Source organism: Streptococcus porcinus, from assembly GCF_901542335.1.
In the GTDB taxonomy this organism is placed as follows: domain Bacteria; phylum Bacillota; class Bacilli; order Lactobacillales; family Streptococcaceae; genus Streptococcus; species Streptococcus porcinus_A.
In genome coordinates, this window is record NZ_LR594036.1 from 1,010,278 (window position 1) to 1,033,119 (window position 22,842).

Consider the following 22,842-nt stretch of genomic DNA (forward strand, 5'->3'; position numbering starts at 1 on the left):
CAACTTATTATAGCATAAAATAGCACAAAAGGAAGGTAACATGTCTAACTTAGAAATCGAATATAAGACCCTGCTAACAAAAAAAGAGTATCAACGTTTACTCGAACAAATGTCTCATGTCTCACCTGTCGTGCAAACTAATTATTATATTGACACTCCTAACTTCGATCTTAAAGCCCATCGCATGTCCCTAAGAGTTCGCACATTTGCTGAGCAGGCTGAATTGACGCTGAAAGTGCCAGAAACTATTGGTAATAGGGAATATAATGTTGACTTAACAATGATTAGTGCAAAAGAAATAATAAAAACAGGTCATTTGCCCCAAAGCAGCATTAGAAACCTTATTGAGACCGAAGGAATTGATGTCTCTAAATTAGAAAACTTTGGTTACTTAACAACTACTCGTCGCGAAACCACTACCGCCATTGGTAAAATGGCTTTGGACTGTAACCATTATGCTTCAATTATTGACTATGAGTTGGAACTTGAAGTCCAGAATGCTGAAAAAGGTCAAACTGATTTTGACCGATTTTTAGAGGAAAATCAGATTTCATTTAAGTATGCTAAAAGTAAAGTTGCGCGTTTTAGCAAAACCCTCAACACTTAAAAATATTCTCGACAGAAAAATGCAATTTTTCTGTTTTTTTGATAGAATAGTACTGTCAATTTAGGAATTGAATGGAATTTTATGCAAATTCACATTCTAAAGAAGATATAAGGAGCTACCATTCTCATGACTGAACGATATGCTGATAAGCAAATCAAACTATTTTCACTCACCTCAAACTTACCAATCGCTGAGAAAATTTCCAAAGCATCAGGTATTCCATTAGGAAAAATTTCCTCACGCCAATTTTCAGATGGTGAAATCATGATTAACATCGAGGAAACTGTCCGAGGAGATGATATTTATATTGTTCAATCAACAAGTTTTCCTGTTAATGACAATTTATGGGAACTACTCATTATGATTGATGCTTGTAAACGAGCTAGTGCTAATTCAGTCAACGTTGTTTTGCCATATTTTGGTTATTCTCGTCAAGACAGAGTTTCAAAATCGCGCGAACCTATTACTGCTAAACTGGTTGCTAATATGCTAACCAAAGCTGGTATTGATCGTGTCCTTACTTTAGACCTACATGCTGTCCAAGTACAGGGCTTCTTTGATATTCCCGTCGATAACTTATTTACAACTCCACTTTTTGCTGAACATTATGAAGAAAAAGGTTTATGTGGTGAAAACGTCGTTATCGTCAGTCCTAAAAATTCTGGGATCAAACGTGCTAGAAGTTTAGCTGAACTCCTCGATTCACCTATTGCAATTATTGATTACTCAGAAGACGAAACTGAACGTGAAGAAGGTTACATCATAGGTGATGTTTCCGGTAAAAAAGCCATCATTATTGATGACATTTTGAATACTGGCATTACTTTTGCTGAAGCAGCTAAAATTCTTGAGCGTGAAGGAGCCACTAATATCTATGCCGTTGCTAGTCATGGTTTATTTGCTGGCGGTGCAGCTGATATTTTAGAAGCAAGCCCAATCAAAGAAATTCTAGTTACAGACTCTGTCCTAACTAAAAATCGTAAACCTGCAAATATCAACTACATCACAGCCAGTGAACTAATTGCGAAAGCTATTATCAATATCCACGAAAGAAAGCCATTGAGCCCGCTTTTTGCCTACCATCCAAATGAAAAAAAATAATCCTATCTATTTCGATAATGCAGCGACAACACCTTTAAGTAATGCTGCTATCAAAAGTATGACTAAAGTCATGGCTACTACTTTCGGAAATCCCTCTAGTATCCATTCTTTCGGACGATCAGCCAATAAAGTTTTACGAACGTGTCGTCAAGAGATTGCTGATCTTCTTGGAGTTGATAACCATTCCATTATCTTTACCTCTGGAGGAACTGAAGGAAATAATACAGCAATCAAAGGCTATGCGCTTGCTAATCAGCACAAAGGAAAGCATTTAATAACGACTACCATAGAGCATCACTCTGTACTTCACACCATGGCTTATTTAGAAAAACGTTTCGGTTTTGAGGTTACTTACTTAAAACCTAGCAATGGCCAGATTACTTGTCAACAAGTCCGCGAAGCCTTGCGTGATGATACTATTATGGTCAGCATGATGGCTGCCAACAATGAGACTGGTGACTTCTTGCCTTACCAAGAAGTCGCATCAAGTTTGAAAGAGCATCAAGCAGTCTTTCACCTTGATGCCGTTCAAATAATTGGTAAAATATCAATTAATCCTAAAGAGCTAGGTATTGACTTTTTATCTGCTTCTGCTCATAAATTTCACGGCCCAAAAGGTGTAGGTTTTCTCTACTCTAACAACCTCCATTTTGACCAACTTCTACATGGAGGAGACCAAGAAGAAAAGAGGCGTGCTAGCACCGAAAATCTTATTGGGATTGTTGGAATGACTACTGCCTTACAAGAAGCATATCAAAAGATGACAGCAAACTTTCAACACGTTGAAAAACTCAGAGAGACGCTGATTGCTAATCTTTCTGATTGTAACTTCTATTTGTCAAAATCAAAAAAATCACTTCCGCATGTTATCAATATTGGCTTTCCCGGTCAACAAAATGGTCTCTTACTCACCCGTTTAGATATGGCAAATATTGCTATTTCCACAGGATCTGCTTGTACTGCTGGTACAGTCGAACCAAGTCATGTTTTAGAAGCCTACTATGGCAAAGAATCTGTTCGACTAAAAGAAGCCATCAGAATTTCATTTTCTGAACAAAATACAATTGAGGAAATTCAATCCTTTATAAAAGAATTAAAAACTATTTTAGGAGTATCAAATGGCATTTGAAAAAGAAATTGCTTTACCAGACTGTCGGTACACATATGAAATAAGTCCCAAAATAAAAAAATATACTCTCAGAGATACGACTTTTTCAGTTACAAAAGTAGGACACTATGAGCTGACACGCCTTTTAGAGGAGGTCCCAAACTCTGGTGATGGCTTCCCATTGAAAATTACAATTAACAAGGAGCTTGATGCGTTTAAATTGGCTATTACAGACCAGTCTGGCTTACGTATGGTAAATATTTTTAAATCAGAAAAACATAAAATATTACAAGATAAGTTTTACTTTTTAATGGATAGCTTGGTAGAACGTGATATCTTTACAAAGAAAGCAAACTAATCCCTTTACTATTAATTTAAATGGCTTAAGAAAGCTCTCTTTTTATCACTCATCTTAGAATTTAGCCTTCTGTAAAAGAAGGCTTTTCTTATGACGGAACTAAATAGTAATATTTACTCCTATCTAGTGGATAAAAGTTGCATTTTTCACAAAGTATTTGTTACAATAGTAGCATGAAAGATACTGAATAATAAAAAAGGAGCAAGATAATGGTAATTGATAAATCCATTCCAAAGGCAACAGCTAAGCGCTTGTCTTTGTATTATCGCATTTTCAAACGTTTTTATGCCGATCAGATTGAAAAAGCGAGTTCTAAACAAATTGCAGACGCAATGGGGATTGACTCTGCAACAGTCCGTCGTGACTTTTCCTACTTTGGTGAATTGGGACGTCGAGGATTCGGATATGATGTTTCAAAATTAATGAACTTTTTCGCTGATCTCTTAAACGATCACTCGACAACCAATGTTCTTATTGTAGGATGTGGTAATATTGGCCGTGCACTGCTGCACTATCGCTTCCACGATCGTAATAAGATGCAAATTTCCATGGGTTTTGATGTTGATAGTCATCCCATGGTTGGAACAAATACTGCTGATGGGATTCCCATTTATGGTATGTCAACATTAAAAGAGCACGTTGAAAAAACAGATATTGAGACAGCTATTTTAACGGTACCAAGCGTGCAGGCACAAGAGGTTGCTGATCAACTTATTGCTGCAGGGATTAAAGGGATTCTAAGTTTTTCACCGGTGCATCTTCAAGTGCCAGCTGATGTTATTGTACAATATGTTGATTTAACAAGTGAACTTCAAACCTTACTCTATTTTATGAATCAAGCAAATAAGTAAGATAAAGCGTGTTAACAAGTGAAAGTCTCAATAAGTAACCTAATGTCACATTCATCATTGTATTCGTTTTATTCAAAAATTTACTCACAAAACAGATTGGTTTTTTCACGAAAACTATAATAGTTATTTTTTCCAACAATTATGTGATCAAGACAAGCGATTCCGATTTGATCACATAATTGTTTTATGTTTTTCGTGAAATGATAGTCATTTTCACTTGGAGCTACGAAACCTGAAGGGTGATTGTGAACAATAATCATGCTTGTTGCCATATTCCGACAAGCATAATGCATGATTTCCATAGGCTCAGCTATTGAGCGTCGAACACTTCCAATAAAAATAGTTTTCTCTTCAATAACTTTATTTTGAGTGTCTAGATATAATGCTACTAAATGTTCTTGTTCCTTATCTCCCAATTGTTTTATCATTTTTTTAGCAATTTGAAAACTTGACAAAATTTGATATTGGCTAGTTTGCTCAGATTCTTGGATCCTTCTTGAAAATTCAAGCATTGCTTTTAACTCAATTGATTTTACATTGCCAATCCCTACTAATTGTCGTAACTCTTGTAGAGACATTTTTTTAAAATCGGATAATGATGAAACAGTGTTTAAGAGATTGGCGGCTAGCTCCATGACATGTTTATCCTTATTACCAGTTCTCAGGATAATAGCTAACAGTTCTTGATCACTGAGTTGCTCAGCACCATTTCGAACTAACTTCTCCCTAGGTAACAGACTTTCTTTCTCAAGCTTAATGGAATACATTCTAACACCTCCACTTGATATATTCGAAAAAGTTAAACACTTTGCTAAGCTACAAAAAACCATCATGCCAATAAAAAAAGAACTAAGTTTTAGGAAACTTGGTTCTTTTTGATAGCTTGTTTTTTATCAATATTATCTTTAACCATCTGATAAAATGTTGCAGCTAATGGGACAGCAACAATCATGCCGACAATACCTTTTAGGGAAGCCCCAATCGTAATTGCCATCAAAACCCACATACCAGGTAATTTGATAGAACTTCCTACTACACGTGGATAGATAAGGTTACCTTCAAATTGTTGAAGAATGATAATGAAAATGAGAAAGAAAATAGCTTGTGATAAGGATTGCGTCATGATTAGTATAAAACCAACTGTAACACCTATATAAGCTCCTACAACCGGAATTAGAGCTGTAAAGGCAACAAGTACCCCTATAGTAGCTGCAAAGGGAAGTTTAAAGAGAAACATTCCGAGTGCAGTTAAGCTTCCCAAAATCATTGCCTCAATAGTCTGTCCAACAAAGAAACCTCGAAAACGATTATGCATCAAGCCAACGATATAATGAATGCGTTGGGCATGAATCCCAGTATAGGTATCAACCAAAATATTGCCCTGACGGCAAAGTTGTTCCTTATTACCTAATACATAAAAAGAAAAAACAAAAGCCACAAAGACATTAATAATAGCTGAGGCAATCACTGTCATCGAGGTTAAAATACTCGTTAGAAATGACAAGAACTGCTTCAACAACTGTTGACTATAATTGCTAATTGTTTGTGTAATCTTAGCATCGCCACCAAAATAATGAATCACTTTAGCAATTATTTTATTATGACTTAAATCATTAATATACTGTTTAACTGAACTTGTATCAAAAGACAGCATCATATTAATACTAGCAATTAAATCTGGAATAACTATGGAAACAATCCAAAAAAACAAAGCAATGAAGGTTGCGTAAGCTAGAATCATCGCGACACCACGCCTTAAGTGAAAAAAACGGTTGGTTTTCATGAAACGATTCAAAAGATTTTCATAGGCAGTCATGACAATATTAATGATATAGGCCAAGGCTGCTCCATAAAGAAATGGTAAGCTTGTCTTAATAACGGTTTGGACGATATCGGTTCCCATATCCCAATTGGCTTGAATCATAAAACAGATGAGAAAGGCCATAACAATGTACAAAACATGTTTCTTTTCAAAATACATAAAAACTCCTTTCACTCATTATACACTAAAATAATAAAATGAACATCTAAGGCAGATTAAAAAGAATGACAGTTGGTTTAGTCTCTATCAAGAAACATTCAACTGCCACTCCTTTTTCTCTTTTCTTCTAATAGCAAAGCCAGTTTAGGTTGTTAGAGTGAGTAAATATTTAGTGAGGGCTTTTAATCTTACTGTGCAAAGCTGATTCTAAAATTAGTCTAGATCTGAACCATTCGAAGCAATAACTTTTTGGTACCAACTAAAAGATTTTTTCTTAGAGCGTTTAAGTGTGCCATTCCCATAGTTGTCACGGTCAACATAGATAAAGCCATATCGTTTTTTCATCTCCCCTGTTCCTGCTGAAACAAGATCAATTGGTCCCCAAGTGGTATATCCTAAGACTCTTACACCATCTTCTGTGATAGCATCGCGCATGGCTTCAATGTGTTGTCGTAAGTAGTCGATGCGATAATCATCTGCAACATAGCCGCCTTCATCTGGGACATCTACTGCGCCAAGTCCATTTTCAACAACAAATAGAGGTTTTTGATATCTATCATAGAGATCATTTAGCGTAATACGAAATCCTAGTGGATCAATGGCCCAACCCCAATCAGTTGTTTCCAAGTAAGGATTCTCTGAAGAAGCTAAAAGACTAGCTTCAGATTGATCAGTTTTTTGAGCTTGTGCTGCACGACTAGCATAGTAGGAGAACGACACAAAGTCAACTGTATTTTCTTTTAGAAGTTGCTCATCACCTTCTTCAAAGGTTAGTTTGATACCTTCTCGTTCAAAGAATTTTAAGGCATATTCCGGATATTCTCCTCGTGCTTGAACATCAATAAAGAAGTAATTTTCACGGTCTTTTTCCATAGCTGCCCAAACATCTTCAGGTTTGGGTGTCATTGGATAAAATTTCCCAGCCGCTAACATGCAGCCAATTTGATTTTCTGGATCTATTTCGTGTCCAATTTTTGTTGCCAAAGCTGAGGCCAATAATTCATGATGGGCTGCTTTGTAGAGAACTTGATTGCGGTCTTCGCCTTTTTCAAAAACAATCCCAGCTCCCATAAATGGAGCATGCAGAAGAATGTTGATTTCGTTAAATGTTAACCAATAGTTAACAAGTCCCTTATAACGTTTAAATAAAACAGTAACTAAATTACCATAAAAGTCAACCAATTTCCGATTACGCCAACCACCATATTCTGTTACTAAATGCATGGGAATATCAAAATGGGTAATGGTCACTAAGGGTTCGATTCCATATTTATGACATTCTTTAAAAACTTCTTCGTAAAAGGCCAAGCCAGCTTCATTGGGGTGACTTTCATCTCCTTTCGGGAAAATTCGGGACCAGGCAATGGACATGCGAAAGGTTTTAAAACCCATTTCAGCAAATAAAGCAATATCTTCTTTATAACGATGATAAAAATCAATAGACTCTTTAGCTGGGTAGAAATACCCCTCTTCAAAATTAAACATTTTACGTTTACCAGTGATAACATCAAGGCGAGCATCACCAACGGGTGATAAATCAACATTAGCCAATCCACGACCATCAAGATCAAAAGCACCTTCTAATTGGTTGGCCGCAGTTGCGCCACCCCATAAAAAGTTATCTGGAAATTGTTTTGTAGACATCATTTTCTCCTTTTTTTATAGTAAGTTAGTAAGCCACGAAAATAACAATAAGTGTGTAAACAATCAAAGTCACAACAAGAGATAGTGAAATAAAAGTTGCCGAAAATAACTCATCCTCTTCAGACTTAAAGACTGGAGAAATAATTGCTGGCAAAGCAAACCCCGTGGGACACATAAAATAAATGAGAACAGCCAACTTAAAATCATAGTTAGCCATAATTTTCGGAAATAAAATAAAGAACCCGAGAATAACAAAAATATAAAAAGTAAAACGAACGAATATTAATTTTACTAACGGCCTAATTGTAGTCAAACTCATATTAAGATCATAGCCGAGTATAAAAAGAATCATTCCTGCAATAGGAGACGTTGCCCGCCCGATAATTCCATCATAAGCTGGTGCAATGAAGCTATGTGCAATTATCTCTGGCCAATGACAAACGTTACCTACTAAACCTAGAAAAATTGCAATCACAAAGGGATGCTTCATAATAGAAACCACTAATTCTTTATTGCTGGTTTGATTGGCCGCAGCCTTTGACACTAAAATGGGAATAATCAAAAATGCGGTTATAGCACCAGCAATATCAAAAATGACTGTATTACTGGAAACACCGACAATGGATAAGTATAATGGCAGAGCAACACTTCCTCCCTCAACTGTGGGGAGTAAGAAGAGAGCAAAATGTGACCGCGTTTCCCCAATAAAACGTCGTAACCACTTCCCAACCAAGATTGCTAATATAGGGTGTATGCGATAATTGGAACAGTACCTATCGTTAATGCCGCTTGCATCATTAGATGAAAAATTAAAATTGGAAATAAAACTGTAAACATAATAGTGTTTACACCATCTTTATCTTGAGATGTAATCCACTTGAAGTGTCGTGCCATATATCCCAATATCAGCATGAAAAAAACTGGTACTAAAGTGTTAAATGCAGTCATTTGTTGAAACTCTAACTTTCTTTCAATCTATCAAATATATATTCTTGCTCCATTGGATTATAAACTGATAACACTTGCATTCCTTTACCATCATAAGCTAATTTTAAAATGGCACAGTTCGACATCGGTTTTTCCAAAATAGGAGCATCTACTGTCATATGGCGGTAAAATTGAGTGATGGAAGCTCCATGGCTGACAAAAAGTGATATTGTTTCTTCATTTTCGTCAGCCAAAGCATTTTTAATGGTTGCTGCCATACGTTTATATACTTCACTATTAGATTCACCACCATAGGCCACAAAATAATCACGGTAACCTGAACCATCTTCCTTAAAAAGATGTGGATTCAAATATTCTGGGTGACCTTCAAAAGCACCAAAATTCCACTCTTTTAAACCTTTCAAACGGATTAAATCAGTTCGACCACTTGCAATTTCGGCGGTGTCACAAGCCCTTTCTTGGGTAGAAGAATAAACCTTATCAAAGACTATGTCTTGTTCTTGAAAATATGCACGTGCTGCTTGTGCTTGTTTAATCCCTAATGCAGTTAAAGGTGAATCACAAGCTCCCTGAATACGTCCCTGAACATTAAATAAAGTCTGACCATGTCGCATAAGATAAAATATTTTCTTCATTTTCCCTCCTATAAAAACAATTTTTGACCAGCCTTCAAGACTCAAAACAAAACCTTCGAAAACTGTTTATCCTTTTGAAATCTCTTTGGTATATCTTAGATAAGATTAACATTTTTTTAAAACGTTTTCTTGGCTCATACTTTGATTTTCTGATACTATCCTTTTGTTTTAGAGGATAAAAAAAAGACTGAGAGTAAAACTCAATCTTATTTATTTAAAAGCTATTTATTATAAGTAAGGTAACAGAACTTTAGCAACTTTCTCATAACCTTCTAAGTTCAAATGCAAACCATCCTTAGTTAATTGAAGGTCTAGTGCATTATTAGCATTTTTTAGAGAGGAACTAAGATCAATAAATTCAATTCCTGATAATGTCTGTAAGGCACTATTAAGCTGATCTATGGTTTCGTTATTTCTAACTTTAACCGTTTTTTGATATTGAGTGGCATCTGAAACAGGTAAAACGGATAAGAGATAAATCTGTGTCTCATTACTTTTTCTTTTTATCTCTGCTACTATCTCTGCTATCATCTCCTGAATTTCTGAATTGGTGGCACCGAGACCGATATCATTTGTACCAATAAGAATAAAAACCTTAGAAGGCTCTAAATCACAGATCTGTTGATCCAAATGAGTAAGCAACCACTTACTATCGATCCCTGCAATGCCTCTATTATGAATGGGTAAATCACGACCTAAGAATTTCTTAATCGGAAAAAATTCGATTAAAGAATCACCTGCAAAGATAATGCCACCAGATTTCACTGCTTGGTTAAGTTCTCTATAAGATTCTAAACGATCCATTTGATAAGCTAATAGTTCTTGCGAAACAGTTTCTAACATATGATCCCCCTTTATATAGAACTAGTATATCAAAAAAGCAATGCTTAGCTATAACTTTAGGATAAGTTTTCTAGATGAAACCGTTTTAATGTCTCTAAATCTGGTGGCTCTTCCTTAAGGATTGGAAAGGCTGTAAAAGGAAGCATCATCAGAAGATTACTTTACTACTGTTACTAGTATAATCTACATGTTCTTACTCTCTTATTGCTTCGTCCATCAAAGTCTTTATTAAAATCTTTTCGCTTTGATACAGACTTCAAAATATCATTTTGTTATAATACTATTACACGATTAGGTTATCTAGGAGAATCTTAAATGTTACTAACTGACCAACGACATACTAATGACCCTCAACGTCATTTACTTTCCTATCATTATTTTCATAGTGAAGTCAAACATGGGAGACCCGACATTTTATTTCACTGGCACCCAGAAATGGAAATCACCTATGTCAGTGAAGGCAGTGCGCGTTACCATATTGATTACGACTTTTTTAATAGCCAATCTGGTGATATCATCTTAATCAGGCCAAATGGTATGCATTCTATTCACCCTATTGTCCAACAGCCACATGTTACTGATACCTTTCAATTTCATTTAGATATGATTGGTTCTTCTGTTATTGATCAGGTTAGTCTTCATTACCTTCAACCTCTACAAAATAGTAGTCACAAATTTGTCCACTGTATTAAACCCCATATGGCGGGATATGACCAAATTAAAAGATGCCTCCTATCTATTTTTACTATTGCAAAAGAAGAAAATCGGCATTTTGAGCTTCTACTAAAATCACGCTTGCATGAATTTATCTATCTTCTTTACCACTACCGCTACGTTATCCGTAAACACACAGATGATACCTATCGGAAAAATGAAAAAATTCGTCAATTAATTGACTATATTAACACTCATTATCAGCAAGAACTAACCATTGACTTTTTAGCAAATTATATGGGATATAGTAAAACTCATTTTATGACAGTTTTTAAGCAACACACTGGAACATCTTGTACGGAATTTATCATTCAAGTCCGTTTGAGCAAAGCTTGCGAGCTACTCATCAATTCTACTCGACCTATTCTTGATATTGCTAATGAGGTGGGGTTCAATAATCTCTCTAATTTTAATCGGCAATTTAAAGGTTCCTACCTGCTGACACCTAGCCAGTACCGGAAAAAATATACCAAACCTAAAGAGAGCAGAACACTTATTAACCCGCCTAAATCATAGTAGAAAACACCCCTTGTCTTAAAGGGGTGTTTTCTTACTATCGTAACAAGCTAGCTATTGACTATTTATAATTGAACGCTCGTATCAGAGGTTATTTTCAAACTTGTCTAGATTAGACTGACCATACTCCATTCAGACTTTTATACGGACATAACTAGTTGCCGAACATGTCCAACTTCCGATTCATTAACTACCATAAAAATGGTCGCACCACTTATTAATACAGTGTCTCCTGAAACTACTTGAGATCGGCCATGATAAACTTGAGTTGTAATAAGAACATTGTCGGGCAATTTTAAATCTCTAACATAACGCCCTGCTATATGATCACTCACGGTAAGTTCAACCAAGGTAGGTTCAACCAAGTCATGTGGGGGCATGATTGGCATTTTTTCTAACATTGCTTCATAGATAGGAGCTCCTTTTAGGAGATCCATTAAGAAATATGCAACAAAGGTCACTACTGCAATAGCCATTAAAGGCTTTAAATCACCAACCATTTCTGTGACTAAAAGCATACCAGTCAGCGGAGCTTTTGAGATAGCTGCAAAATAACCAGCCATACCAAGGACTATAAATAAAGGCAAAAATCCAGGTTCTAATAATCCGATTTTTTGGAAAAGGAGACCAAAAATTAAGCCTAAAAGAGCCCCTAAGGTCAAAATGGGAAGGAAGATGCCTCCTGGTAAACCACTTCCATAGGAAATCATGCTTCCAATAAAGCGCAATATAAAAAATAAACAAACCATAAGTAATGTTGGTTGATTGATGGAAAGCCCTATGATCAATCCATTGCCACCACCAAGCAACTGGGGAAAATAATAGCCGATGGGGACAATAAATATAAGAGGAATTAACCCTTGATATTTTGGAGAAAGATGGAGAGCACTACATATTTGGTTGATATATTTTGGGAAAGCTAGGATAACAAACTCATAGACATATCCTAAAACTCCCAGGAAAGTTCCTAAGAGGATTAATAGCCAGTAATGATTCAAATCCAAAAAAGGCATCGCTTTTGGCATAGCAAGAATGGGTTCTAAACCAAAAATATGCAGTGAAATAAAATTGGCAACCAAGCTAGCAACTAAAGCAGTAATCCAAATTAAACGTGAAAAATGATGGTAAATTTCTTCTACCACAAAAAGCAAACCTGCAATAGGTGCATTGAAAGCTGCAGACAAACCCGCAGCTGCTCCGCTTGCAATGAGAACTCTTTTTTCTAAGCGACTGGATTTTAAAAATTTTGCCAATCCCTTTGCTGACATTGCTCCTAATTGAATTGAGGGACCCTCTCGTCCGAGCATAAATCCCATTGAAATAGCCAAAACTCCTGCTATGAACTTTTTCCAAAGGACAGGCCACCAAGCGGGTGCTAATAAACCTTTAAGTTCTCCTTCCACATGAGGTATCCCTGAGCCCTTGATATCTGGTTCAGAAGCAATAAATTGACTAATAACTACAAGTACTAGAACACTTATAGCAATGATTACTAGCACTAGACTTGGTTTATCATGCGACATCTGGTAAGTAGCTACCACTAAATGCGATAACTTCTCAATCAGAAGTCTAAATAAACTAACTATAACACCAGCAATACTACCAACTAAAATACCTCGCCAAACAAACGAAATAATTGATTCATTTGAAAAAGCGTATTCATTTTTATGATTTTCCATAAGTCCTCACTTTCTATAAACACTAAACATTTAACATTGTATCAAAGTAAGCTAAAAGAATCTAGTTACTACTAAGACAAAAAAACTCCAAAAAAGAGAAATGATATTAACATTTCCCTTTTTATTTTATTGAGATTTACTAGTTTTCTTTATTAAATTCTTTTCTTTTTCGACTTGACTTAAAGTAAAAGAGACTAAAGAAAATTGCAAGAATATACCACACTTTTGAATCCTTTTCACCTGTTACAGGAAGAGTCTTCTCTCTTGTTCCTAACGTACCTGTTCCAGTAATACTTTCCATATTCCGACTTACGTTTTCTGTCTTATAGCTATTAAATAAAGCCCTTGCATAGGTCTTTACATTTTTATTATTTCTTTCAAATGAAAACTGCACATTTACAGGCAAAGTGTTAGTAGCTTTTTGTTCTGACTGGACTGGGGTTTCCCAATTTAATGTAAATTGTCCTATTGCCTGTCCTTTTTGTAATTGAATAAGTGCCTGTCCTTTTGTTGGTAGCTGTGGTTCAATTGACACATTTAGAACTTGAATGCTGTAGTCTGGTAATACTACCGACAAGGCATATATTAACTCTTCAGCATTTGTAATTCCCTTACCATTAAAGTTAGCTAATTGGGAAGGCTTCATCAAATCCTCTTTTTTAATAGGTTTTTTTTGATTTTCTCGTAGTAGGCCTTCCTTTTTTTCTTTTCTCTTTAATAGATGCTCAGCTAAGCCATCGTTTAAAGCATTAGAATCAACCTTAACCTTAAACAAATAAGAAGTGTTGTTGTTAACATAGTCAGAAATAACTACTTTGACATAATCTCCATCTTCGATAGCTTTCTCATAGTACCATTCAGATTCATTCTGGTGGAAATAGTCATCATATTCTCCATCTTTTATACGACTGTCAACCATATCACCATTCACAAATAGTTTCCATCCGTCTTGAGCATCCTTAATTTTACCGGCTAAACGCAAGACATTGTTTGGGATAGTAATTTCTCCCAATAGCTGATCTTCTCTATCTTCTGAACTTAATCCCTCTTTATGGAAATAATGGATATTTGTATTGTGGAAAGTCAGTTCTGGAGTCCGCGTATCAAGCTTGATGGCATAGCCTTTATTAGAAATCAGTTCATTGTTATAGTAGGCTTTGACATTCAAGGTATTTGAACCTTGAAAAATTGGAACCTTTATTTCCTTAAAATGACTATCTTTATAATCCGACTCTTGGTAGTCGTATCTTTTTTGCCAACTTGGAGCAAAAAGACTCTGTTTTTGCTTAGCATTATATAAAGCGTTTGTATTAGTTAGAAAAAGATGTTGTCCTTTTTGCAAATGAATATAATATGTCCTAAAGGCGTTTCCGTTTTCATCAAATTCAATATCAACATCATTAGAGGCTGTTGCTTCTGTGTAAGCTGATGTTAATTTCCCATCATGGAAATCTGTTCCATGGGTGAACTCTTTAGGGTTACTATCACTTGTTTCCCACTCCTGATTATCATCTTCCCATTCAGTATCATTATCTGGTTCAATGTCATGTCCTGGTTGAGGAATAAGTTTTTTCTTGGGTTTAAGAACACTCGAATCAGTAAGTAAGGATTTTTTAGAAAGTCTTTTTGACTCTTTCTCTTTGAGATTACCTTTTAACAAAAGTTCTTGCAGGTCATATTCAACTCTATTTTCACCAAAATCTTCAATAATTAGGCTATAGCCTGAGTAAGTGTCACCACTGTTTTTAGGCACACGATAATAACCATCAGCACCTGCTTTAAGTTCTTTCGTTACTTTATCTTCCATAACAATAGTAACATCTTTTAGGTGCTTATCTGTGATAGCAAGAAGAACTTCTTTATCGGTATTATGGACAAGTCTAACCTTTGGTTTAGTGTTATCAACGGTGAAGGGAATATAAGTTTCTTGCCAAGGCCTATTTTCATCTAATCGTGCCTTAATTTTGATAAAGTATGATCCTTCAGCGATAGGCTGGTCATCATTTGTTTTTGGATTATAAAGGCTACCGTCCCATTCAAGATCGGGATCGTAATCTCCAAACATTGGTTGGTAACGGTCTGGATATTCTTGATAAGCACTTTCCATAAATTTAGGATAATAGTGGCCCACTTTCAGAACTTTCAACGTTTTTGCTAGTTGAGGATCAGCTGAATCTGTTATTTCGACCTGAAAATCCTTAGCATGTCGCATAAAGATTAGTCGAAGTTTCATCAGCGCATGACTATCAATACCACCAAGTGATTGCATAACATAATGACGCGGATCTGCCTCTAGGTTATTGTGATCTTCTTTCCATTTATTATAGTCAACACCCCAAGGAACATAATCGAAAATTTCAAGCCCTATAGGATAAGCTTTAACGATACCTGTCATTTTTGTTTTGCTACCGTCTTGCCATGCAACTGGATCAACTATCTTTTCACGATTCCAATCTCCATAGAAGCCAAAATAAGGTATACTCAAGTCAGCCTGCTCTTTGTTAAGCGACTTAAAGCGAACAAACCCTTCTATAAATTCGTCCATTTTTACTTTTCCAACTTTCAGAGTCATAGGAATAGTCATCTGGCTATTTGGTGCAATTCTCACATATCTCGGAGCAATAAGACTAGCTTCTTCAATTTGGCGAGAATGAACTGTTTTGATAGGCAGTTTTTTTTCAAGATTTTGCCTCTTATTGTCATAAGTTACTTTTCCTAAGATGGGACTTGCTTCAAGTTTGAAGAATTGTTCTTTATCAGATAGATTGTGTAAAACAAGGGAAAACGTTTTTTCCTTTTCAGTGAAATCCTTAAGACTGATAGCACCTTTTAAGTTTTCATCTGAAAGAAATACCTTAGTCTTCAATGCTTTTAAGAGATTGACTGCTCCTGCTCCTTGACGCCTTGGAGAGTATGGTAAGAGTGGTTTACCATTTGGTACTGTATGATCAATCAAAATATCAGCAGTGTTTTGTAGCAATAGTTTATTAAGTTGAATGAGCGAAATTTTAGCAAAGTTCTGGTTCCATTTGGTTTGGAATTGTTTTGTGATAGGCAATAACATGGCACTAGCACCTGCAACGTGTGGTGCAGCCATTGATGTCCCGCTGTCGTTATAATAACTATTCTCATTACCTGATGAAAAGACATTTTCACCGGGAGCGACTAAATCCGGTTTTAATTCAAGATCAGGTCTTGGTCCCCAGGTACTAAAACCTGAAATTCCTTTATGTTCAAAAACCTTGGTTAGCTTTGGATCTCTCTCGATGGTAAGACGATGAAGCTTCTGAGATTGATTTTTAAGGTAATGACGGAGCTTCTCCCCGTCATTTGCTGAAACACTAATTGCCCAAGTTGCTTGAAATAAACCTTTTGAATCACCAAGTAAGGTACTTCGTATTTCAGGGATGTTTTTGTAATTACCATATGTGGTGGCAGTCGCAGCGTTAACTAAGATGATACCTTTGGGTTTTTCTCCCATGATTGTTACTAGTTGTTGGTAGACTTGTTCACTTTTTCGATTAACTAGGACAATTTTTCCACTAATATTCGAAATACTTTTTTCCTGCTCCAAGTCAATAATATTATTATCAAAACTAATCTGATTTTTATCTTTTTGCTCAAATAAGAAATAATTGTGCCAATTAATATTCTCATAAGCTAAGTCTAAGTCTTCAATTTTGAGATGTGGTAAACGCATGTGGGTGTCATAATAGGAACCTACACCTAAAACTGAGTCATTTGATGATACTGATAAAAGTGTTGAATTATCTTGAAGTGAGAATTTTTCGTCTACTAAGGTATCATAGGAATTTGTCATTGAAGAGGTTCCATAGTTTCCCATGGCCGCCGCAATAATAACGTCTTCTTTCTTTGCTCGCTCCAAAACTTTAGCCCAGATATCGTCATTTCGACCTGTCCCTATCTCACCTATGCTCAAACTTATAATATCTGCTTTTCGGTTCATCGCATCTTCCATCGCAAAAAATTGACTGGACCCCTGATAACCTTCACTATTATCTTTACTCCAAGTACGGTAGGCCAAAAGTTGTGCATTCTTAGCCATTCCTTTGAAACCGTTTTTAGTGTTACCGACCAAAACACCTGCAATGTGCATCCCATGTTCTGTCTGATCATCTTTAATACTAGTATCCCCACTCATAGTATCAAAGACATAAGGAACTTTTCTGCTAGCCCCAGAAGCAACTGTTTTTTCTTTTAAGTCACGATCGCTAATATCATTATCTAAACTCAGCGTTTCATGAGTAAGATCAATTCCGGAGTCAATAGAAGCAATCAGAACACCCCTACCATCTAATTTAGTATCTCCCTCAGCCTTTACTTCTTGGTTGTGAATAGTATCAGCTTGATCAAGTAATGGCATACTCGGAGTGGTATCAAAAGAACTGTTTTTTGTTTCTATGCTAGTTCCACTGTCTTCTTTGTAGTTCAGTTCAACTTCCTTAGTATTAATCGCTTCTGCTCTACTCGCGCTACCAGCTTGTATATTATTAGCAGAAGCATTATTGTCAGTCTCATGACTATCTGCAGATACGTTTGAAGAATTAGTTGCCAAGCCAGCAAACAGTAAAAGTATACTAGAATTTAGGAGAATCCTAGTTTGTGTTGCATAAATAGATTTTTTTGTCACCGTAACCCCCTTGTTTTCTAAAAATCGCTTTGGTAAAATACAATTAAATTTAGTTGACTTTAATATTAAATTAAGCATGCTTAATTTAATTATACATTTTATCATTTTATTTTCAAGATAATTTTAAGTAAAACACATAAAAAAGTAGTAAGTGACATCAATAGGTTTGGTTTTTCAAAAAGTGAGAGAAAAAAACTAGTGCTTAAAGAAGTTTCTTTAAACACTAGTATGTTTAGGAGGAAATATTAAGTGAGCTAAATGGAGACTTAATCTGCTGCTTGGCGAACACTTTTTGCGACAATTTCTGCCACACCTTCTTGAAAGGCATCAGGGATAATATGGGTTGGTGATAATTCTTTATCTGGTATTAAGCTTGCTATCCCTTTTGCTGCTGCTATTTGCATCTCAACAGTGATTGTCTTAGCACGCGCATCTAAAGCTCCGCGGAAGATTCCTGGAAAGGCTAAAACATTATTAATTTGGTTTGGAAAATCACTTCTTCCAGTTCCAACAATATAGGCTCCAGCTTCAATAGCTTGATCGGGATAAATTTCAGGAATAGGATTAGCCATGGCAAAAATAACAGGTTTTTCAGCCATTTTAGCAATCCACTCTGCTTTTAAAACACCAGGAGCTGAGACACCGACAAATATATCAGCCCCTTCTAGAGCATCTTCTAAGGTACCAGATTGAAATGCTCGGTTAGTAAGCTTGGCAATTTCCAAATGGTGTGGTGCCAGTTTATGACCATCCTTTTCATTAATGATTCCGAATTTATCAACAATTGTGACCTGCTTGGCCCCAGCAGCTAATAATTTTCGCGTAATAGATAGACCCGCAGAGCCTCCACCATTAACAACAACTTTGACGTCTTCAAGAGCTTTACCAATTAATTTAAGGGAATTGAAAATCGCTGCTAATACCACAATTGCAGTACCGTGTTGATCATCATGGAATACAGGAATATCACATTCTTCAATAAGGCGTTGTTCAATTTCAAAGCACCTAGGAGCTGAAATATCCTCCAGATTGATGCCTCCAAAGGTTGGAGAAAGTGCTTTTACTATGCTAATAATTTCTTCAGTGTCATTTGTATCAAGCACGATCGGAACAGCATCAACACCAGCAAATGCTTTAAAGAGCGCTGCCTTACCTTCCATAACGGGCATAGCAGCTAATGCCCCTATATCTCCTAAGCCAAGTACCGCTGAACCGTCACTAACTACCGCAACCGTATTCTTTTTACTTGTTAATTCGTAACCTAGCTCTTTATCTTTAGCAATTGCTGTCGAAACACTTGCAACCCCTGGTGTATAAGCAATACTCAAATCATGTTTATTTTCAATAGCTACTTTAGGGATGACTTCTAACTTACCACCAAAGTTTTTCGCTTGCTCTAATGCTAATTGTCCAAAATCTTTTGTCATTTTTTACCTCTTTCTATTTGAAAATTATTCTTAAAATTGCTGTCATTGTAATAACCGTAATGGCACCACCCAAGCGTGTTGCAACTTGTGCGAATGGCATTAAGTTCATTCTATCAGCAGTGCTTAAGATAGCAACATCTCCTGTTCCTCCCATACCACTTTGACAAGCTGAAATAATACCTGCCTCTACAGGATTCATATTTAAAAAACGAGAAACAAAGAAACCTACAGAAATGACAGTGAAAACAACACTAATAACAATGACAAAATATTGCCAACTTAGGGTTGCTACTACATCTTTAAGAGGAATATAAAGCAGCCCAAGCCCCGCCATTAAGGGAAAAGTAAAGTTACTAGAAATAAATTTATAAAGTTGCTTAGCTCCATTCTGCGTTTCTTGTGGGATAACATTTAAATATTTCAAGAAGGCCGCTAGTAGAATCATCAATACTGGTCCTGGGAAACCTGTTAAATACTGTAATAAACCACCCGCTATGAAAAGAGAACATGCTGTAAGGACGCCCCCACCCATGAGTTTAACATCTAAAGCCCCGGAATTGTCTTTTAGGGCATCAGCCATATCTTCACCATGACCAACCTTCACCAATTGCCCTTTTCCGGAATATTGCGGATATTTTTCGCCAAAACGAGATAGTAAGGCTGTACACATAATAGCAAAAAAGTTACCGATAATTGTTGCTGGGATAAGTTGAGCTACTAATTGTTCACTTCCTACGCCCGTAATCGCACTGTAGCCTAATGACAAAGGTAAAATACCTTCACCAATACCACCTGCTAAGACAGGTGTAACAATATAAAATAATGCATGCTGCCACTCTAATCCTAAAATAACACCAACTAAGGTCCCCACTGCCATCGCACATACCATTCCAAGAAGCATCGGAATAATCATACGAAATAGTCCTTGAATTAATATTTTTCGATTCATCCCTAAAATACTACCACAGACAAGGCAGGCAATATAGAAATATAGGAAATTGGCATCTTTCATTAGAACTTTGGTAGCTCCTAAAATATTCGGGTTTAAAAGGTTGAAAAATACCAATATCGAAGGAATGAGCAACGATAATATCGCCGGACCGCCAAAATTTTTTAATCCAGGAATATTAGCCCCAATGGTGCCTAACAACCACCCCATTGTCAAAATGACTGCAAAACCTCCCAACATATTAACTGGCAACTGTTGAAGACATGCTGTAAAAAGAATTAAAGTTGCAAAAACTAGGTAAACTGGTAATGGAACTGAGCCTACTTTAAAGGCTAACCATTTCTTCTGATTGTGTTCTGATGCTTTATCTACGGCATCATTTTCATGATTTATCCCCATGAAACTACCTCCCTTTATTAGTTAATTTTAGTATAAGAGATATCAAACTTAAGCGGAAGTTTATTTAAGTTCTTTAACTATCTAAAATAATTCAATTTATTTAATTAATTTAAACTAGGTCTAAAACTTCTCCTATGATATACTCAATTAATAGGAGGATTTATGAGAAGACATCTATCATTATGGGCCAGCTTATCTCTTATATTAGTAAGTATGATAATCGTAACAGGCTCAATCTTTTATGGGATAACAATTCATGAAACCTACCGTTCTATTAAACAGCAAGAAAGTCATCTTCTAACAGCAACGGGGAAAATGTTATCTGAAAATGATCAAATTATTCAAAGTCTTGAAAATAAGCAAACCAATCAATCACTTATTTCCTATACCAAAGGTATTACGAGGGCTTATGACCTAGACTATGTTGTTGTTATGGACATGCAAGGAATTAGATACACACATCCTAATCTTCATAAAATTGGCAAGCCTTTTCAAGGTGGAGATGAGAAAACTGTTTTGAAAGGTAAGGAAGTTATTTCAATAGCTAAGGGGAGTTTAGGGAAATCTCTTAGGTATTTAATTCCTGTTAAAAATAGCAGTGGCAAACAAATAGGTGCCCTTGCCGTTGGGATAAAATTAACAACTTTAAATGAAGTTGTTACCTTATCCAAGCAAAAATACACCTCAGCAGTTATTTTATCCCTTGTCTTTAGTTTATTAGTAACATCAATTATTTCAATGAGGTTAAAAAAACAACTCCATAATTTAGAACCTAGCGAAATTTATCAGCTCTTAGAAGAACGTAATGCTATGCTGGATCAAATCGAAAATGCTGTCTTTATTATTAATCGCCAACATCATATTGAATTGGTTAACCCTTCAGCTAATCAATTAGTTCAGCAGAAACTTAATTTAGAACATCTTAAAGGACGAAAAATTGAAAGTATTTTCCAAAACTTTTCCAGTCTAGATTTACATCAAGGTCATGAGCAACTTTTAAAATGGCAGGATGAGGATTTTCTTATTACAATTTCTCATATTTCTGTGAAAAAAGACCTTCGAGGCTATTTGCTCTTGATTCGGAATGCCTCAGATGCTATATATACCATGGATCAGCTGGTTTATACGACAACATATGCTTCAGCCCTGCAAGCACAGACCCATAAATTTATGAATCAGCTGCATGTGATTTATGGTTTAGTTGATATTTCTTATTTTGATCAGCTTAAAATCTACTTAGATAGTTTACTTGAACCTGAATCAGAATTTTTTACGCGTTTGTCCGTTTTAATTAAAGAACCTCTACTGGCAAGCTTCCTAATTGGAGAACAAGAAAAATTTCAAGAGCTCAATGTTAGTTTGACCTTTGAAGTAACTAGTGATATTCCTCGAAATCAAACCCAAAATCAATTAAACAATGTCTTAATGATTTTTAGATATCTTCACACTCATGTACTAAAAGGATTGAATCCTAAATTTGTAACAATCACTTTAAGTTATCAAGATGACACACTCTTTAGCTCTTATCAAATTAACGATAAGTTAATAGAGGCTCAAAATATCGAAGATATATTAGAAAACCACTATTTCAAACAACTACTTGTTAAAACTCACTCTAACTCAACGAAACAGCTTTTCACTTCCCCGCTAGAATTTACAGTCGCCATTCCCTATAAAGGAGAGTAATATGAATGTTTTAATTATCGAAGATGATCCTATGGTAGATTTCATTCATCGAAATTATTTGGAAAAAATAAACCAATTCGATATCATTTTATCCAGTAGCACTATCAAGGATGCTAAAGAAAAATGTAATAACTTCAAGATTGATCTCGTCCTACTGGATATTCATATTAAAGATGGCAACGGCTTGCAATTTTTAGAGTATCTAAGACAAGAACACCTTAATTGTGAAGTCATTATTATTTCAGCTGCTAATGATGGTAAAAATATTAAATTGGGCTTTCACCTTGGAATTGTAGACTACTTAATCAAACCATTTACCTACGAACGGTTCAAAGAAAGTATTGACTTATTTTTAGCACAATTCAAACGCTTAAACCAAACAACCTTACAACAAGAACACATTGACTCTCTTAAAATAAACAATAAAGAAGTGTCCTCTCAAAATAGACAATCCTTGCTATTAGAAAAAGGACTATCACAAACGACTATGCAGCTTGTTCTTAATACAATTGATACTTTAGCTGATTCCTTTACCATACAAGATATTACCCAAAAATCCCAACTTTCTCATGTTTCTGTTCGCAAATATATTACTTTTTTAGAAGAAAATAATTACTTGCTGAGTGAGCAGATTTATACAAAGGTGGGACGTCCATACCGTGTTTATCATAAAAAACCTTCCCCTACTACCCACTCCTTTTACTCTTAATTATGCCAATCTCAAAAGTAAGTGAGCATTTCGGAA

At 35.7% G+C, this 22,842-nt stretch carries 19 protein-coding genes; 8 read left to right on the forward strand and 11 right to left on the reverse strand.

Annotated features, from left to right (window positions below; all coding sequences use genetic code 11):
- Positions 1 to 40: 40 nt before the first annotated feature.
- The 5 genes from FGK96_RS04810 to FGK96_RS04830 all read left to right on the forward strand — a co-directional run bounded on the left by FGK96_RS04810 (position 41) and on the right by FGK96_RS04830 (position 4,025).
- Positions 41 to 607, forward strand: coding sequence for a CYTH domain-containing protein (locus FGK96_RS04810; protein ID WP_138081869.1), 567 nt, complete (start codon positions 41 to 43; stop codon positions 605 to 607).
- Between the two features lie 126 nt (positions 608 to 733).
- Positions 734 to 1,708, forward strand: coding sequence for a ribose-phosphate diphosphokinase (locus FGK96_RS04815; RefSeq protein WP_138081871.1), 975 nt, complete (start codon positions 734 to 736; stop codon positions 1,706 to 1,708).
- On the forward strand, positions 1,695 to 2,837 hold the full coding sequence (locus FGK96_RS04820; protein ID WP_138083500.1) for a cysteine desulfurase family protein: 1,143 nt from the start codon (positions 1,695 to 1,697) through the stop codon (positions 2,835 to 2,837). Before FGK96_RS04815 ends, FGK96_RS04820 begins: the two co-directional genes overlap by 14 nt.
- A complete protein-coding gene (locus tag FGK96_RS04825) occupies positions 2,827 to 3,174 on the forward strand; it encodes a DUF1831 domain-containing protein (RefSeq protein ID WP_138081873.1) in 348 nt (115 codons plus the stop codon). The genes FGK96_RS04820 and FGK96_RS04825 overlap by 11 nt, the downstream gene beginning before the upstream one ends.
- A 209-nt stretch (positions 3,175 to 3,383) precedes the next feature.
- Entirely contained in the window at positions 3,384 to 4,025 is a 642-nt protein-coding gene (locus tag FGK96_RS04830; RefSeq protein WP_003082838.1) for a redox-sensing transcriptional repressor Rex, read from the forward strand.
- Positions 4,026 to 4,105: 80 nt separating this feature from the next.
- Here the strand turns inward: FGK96_RS04830 and radC are convergent, their stop codons facing one another.
- The 7 genes from radC to FGK96_RS04860 form a co-directional block, all read right to left on the reverse strand.
- The gene (gene radC / locus FGK96_RS04835; protein WP_138081875.1) at positions 4,106 to 4,792 is read right to left on the reverse strand and encodes a RadC family protein; all 687 of its coding nucleotides are present in this window, start codon (positions 4,790 to 4,792) and stop codon (positions 4,106 to 4,108) included.
- Positions 4,793 to 4,881: 89 nt separating this feature from the next.
- Positions 4,882 to 6,006, reverse strand: a complete 1,125-nt coding sequence (locus tag FGK96_RS04840; RefSeq protein ID WP_138081877.1) for an AI-2E family transporter — start codon at positions 6,004 to 6,006, stop codon at positions 4,882 to 4,884.
- 213 nt (positions 6,007 to 6,219) lie between these two features.
- Positions 6,220 to 7,650: a 6-phospho-beta-glucosidase gene (locus tag FGK96_RS04845; protein WP_138083501.1), complete on the reverse strand. Its 1,431-nt coding sequence runs from the start codon at positions 7,648 to 7,650 to the stop codon at positions 6,220 to 6,222.
- Between the two features lie 25 nt (positions 7,651 to 7,675).
- A complete protein-coding gene (locus tag FGK96_RS04850; RefSeq protein WP_232045794.1) occupies positions 7,676 to 8,383 on the reverse strand; it encodes a transporter in 708 nt (235 codons plus the stop codon).
- 5 nt (positions 8,384 to 8,388) lie between these two features.
- Positions 8,389 to 8,598: an AEC family transporter gene (locus FGK96_RS10565; protein ID WP_232045795.1), complete on the reverse strand. Its 210-nt coding sequence runs from the start codon at positions 8,596 to 8,598 to the stop codon at positions 8,389 to 8,391.
- Positions 8,599 to 8,609: 11 nt separating this feature from the next.
- Positions 8,610 to 9,233, reverse strand: coding sequence for a histidine phosphatase family protein (locus tag FGK96_RS04855; protein ID WP_138081879.1), 624 nt, complete (start codon positions 9,231 to 9,233; stop codon positions 8,610 to 8,612).
- Between the two features lie 228 nt (positions 9,234 to 9,461).
- Positions 9,462 to 10,076, reverse strand: coding sequence for an SGNH/GDSL hydrolase family protein (locus FGK96_RS04860; RefSeq protein ID WP_138081882.1), 615 nt, complete (start codon positions 10,074 to 10,076; stop codon positions 9,462 to 9,464).
- 315 nt (positions 10,077 to 10,391) lie between these two features.
- Here FGK96_RS04860 and FGK96_RS04865 point away from each other — a divergent pair, with 315 nt between their 5' ends.
- Entirely contained in the window at positions 10,392 to 11,306 is a 915-nt protein-coding gene (locus FGK96_RS04865; protein WP_138081884.1) for an AraC family transcriptional regulator, read from the forward strand.
- 140 nt (positions 11,307 to 11,446) lie between these two features.
- On the opposite strand, the gene FGK96_RS04870 is transcribed toward FGK96_RS04865, so the two are convergent.
- From FGK96_RS04870 to FGK96_RS04885, 4 genes are all read right to left on the reverse strand, one after another.
- Positions 11,447 to 12,985 carry a ClC family H(+)/Cl(-) exchange transporter gene (locus FGK96_RS04870; RefSeq protein ID WP_138081886.1) on the reverse strand — a complete coding sequence of 513 codons (1,539 nt, stop codon included), beginning with the start codon at positions 12,983 to 12,985 and terminating at the stop codon, positions 11,447 to 11,449.
- 139 nt (positions 12,986 to 13,124) lie between these two features.
- Positions 13,125 to 17,636 (reverse strand): S8 family serine peptidase, encoded by a 4,512-nt coding sequence (locus FGK96_RS04875; protein ID WP_172601596.1) that lies wholly within the window; start codon positions 17,634 to 17,636, stop codon positions 13,125 to 13,127.
- Positions 17,637 to 17,902: 266 nt separating this feature from the next.
- Positions 17,903 to 19,063: an NAD(P)-dependent malic enzyme gene (locus tag FGK96_RS04880; protein ID WP_138081888.1), complete on the reverse strand. Its 1,161-nt coding sequence runs from the start codon at positions 19,061 to 19,063 to the stop codon at positions 17,903 to 17,905.
- A 13-nt stretch (positions 19,064 to 19,076) separates the two neighbouring features.
- Positions 19,077 to 20,411, reverse strand: coding sequence for a 2-hydroxycarboxylate transporter family protein (locus tag FGK96_RS04885; RefSeq protein WP_138081890.1), 1,335 nt, complete (start codon positions 20,409 to 20,411; stop codon positions 19,077 to 19,079).
- Between the two features lie 162 nt (positions 20,412 to 20,573).
- Between FGK96_RS04885 and FGK96_RS04890 the strand changes: the two genes are divergently transcribed.
- Together FGK96_RS04890 and FGK96_RS04895 are read left to right on the forward strand one after the other, a co-directional pair.
- On the forward strand, positions 20,574 to 22,097 hold the full coding sequence (locus FGK96_RS04890) for a sensor histidine kinase (protein WP_138081892.1): 1,524 nt from the start codon (positions 20,574 to 20,576) through the stop codon (positions 22,095 to 22,097).
- A 1-nt stretch (position 22,098) separates the two neighbouring features.
- Positions 22,099 to 22,806 (forward strand): response regulator, encoded by a 708-nt coding sequence (locus FGK96_RS04895; RefSeq protein WP_138081894.1) that lies wholly within the window; start codon positions 22,099 to 22,101, stop codon positions 22,804 to 22,806.
- Positions 22,807 to 22,842 lie beyond the last annotated feature (36 nt).

Coding starts and splice junctions, on each gene's coding strand:
- FGK96_RS04810 (WP_138081869.1), top strand. CDS start 41: ATGTCTAACTTAGAAATCGAATATAAGACCCTGCTAACAAAAAAAGAG.
- FGK96_RS04815 (WP_138081871.1), top strand. CDS start 734: ATGACTGAACGATATGCTGATAAGCAAATCAAACTATTTTCACTCACC.
- FGK96_RS04820 (WP_138083500.1), top strand. CDS start 1,695: ATGAAAAAAAATAATCCTATCTATTTCGATAATGCAGCGACAACACCT.
- FGK96_RS04825 (WP_138081873.1), top strand. CDS start 2,827: ATGGCATTTGAAAAAGAAATTGCTTTACCAGACTGTCGGTACACATAT.
- FGK96_RS04830 (WP_003082838.1), top strand. CDS start 3,384: ATGGTAATTGATAAATCCATTCCAAAGGCAACAGCTAAGCGCTTGTCT.
- radC (WP_138081875.1), bottom strand. CDS start 4,792: ATGTATTCCATTAAGCTTGAGAAAGAAAGTCTGTTACCTAGGGAGAAG.
- FGK96_RS04840 (WP_138081877.1), bottom strand. CDS start 6,006: ATGTATTTTGAAAAGAAACATGTTTTGTACATTGTTATGGCCTTTCTC.
- FGK96_RS04845 (WP_138083501.1), bottom strand. CDS start 7,650: ATGTCTACAAAACAATTTCCAGATAACTTTTTATGGGGTGGCGCAACT.
- FGK96_RS10565 (WP_232045795.1), bottom strand. CDS start 8,598: ATGACTGCATTTAACACTTTAGTACCAGTTTTTTTCATGCTGATATTG.
- FGK96_RS04855 (WP_138081879.1), bottom strand. CDS start 9,233: ATGAAGAAAATATTTTATCTTATGCGACATGGTCAGACTTTATTTAAT.
- FGK96_RS04860 (WP_138081882.1), bottom strand. CDS start 10,076: ATGTTAGAAACTGTTTCGCAAGAACTATTAGCTTATCAAATGGATCGT.
- FGK96_RS04865 (WP_138081884.1), top strand. CDS start 10,392: ATGTTACTAACTGACCAACGACATACTAATGACCCTCAACGTCATTTA.
- FGK96_RS04870 (WP_138081886.1), bottom strand. CDS start 12,985: ATGGAAAATCATAAAAATGAATACGCTTTTTCAAATGAATCAATTATT.
- FGK96_RS04880 (WP_138081888.1), bottom strand. CDS start 19,063: ATGACAAAAGATTTTGGACAATTAGCATTAGAGCAAGCGAAAAACTTT.
- FGK96_RS04885 (WP_138081890.1), bottom strand. CDS start 20,411: ATGGGGATAAATCATGAAAATGATGCCGTAGATAAAGCATCAGAACAC.
- FGK96_RS04890 (WP_138081892.1), top strand. CDS start 20,574: ATGAGAAGACATCTATCATTATGGGCCAGCTTATCTCTTATATTAGTA.
- FGK96_RS04895 (WP_138081894.1), top strand. CDS start 22,099: ATGAATGTTTTAATTATCGAAGATGATCCTATGGTAGATTTCATTCAT.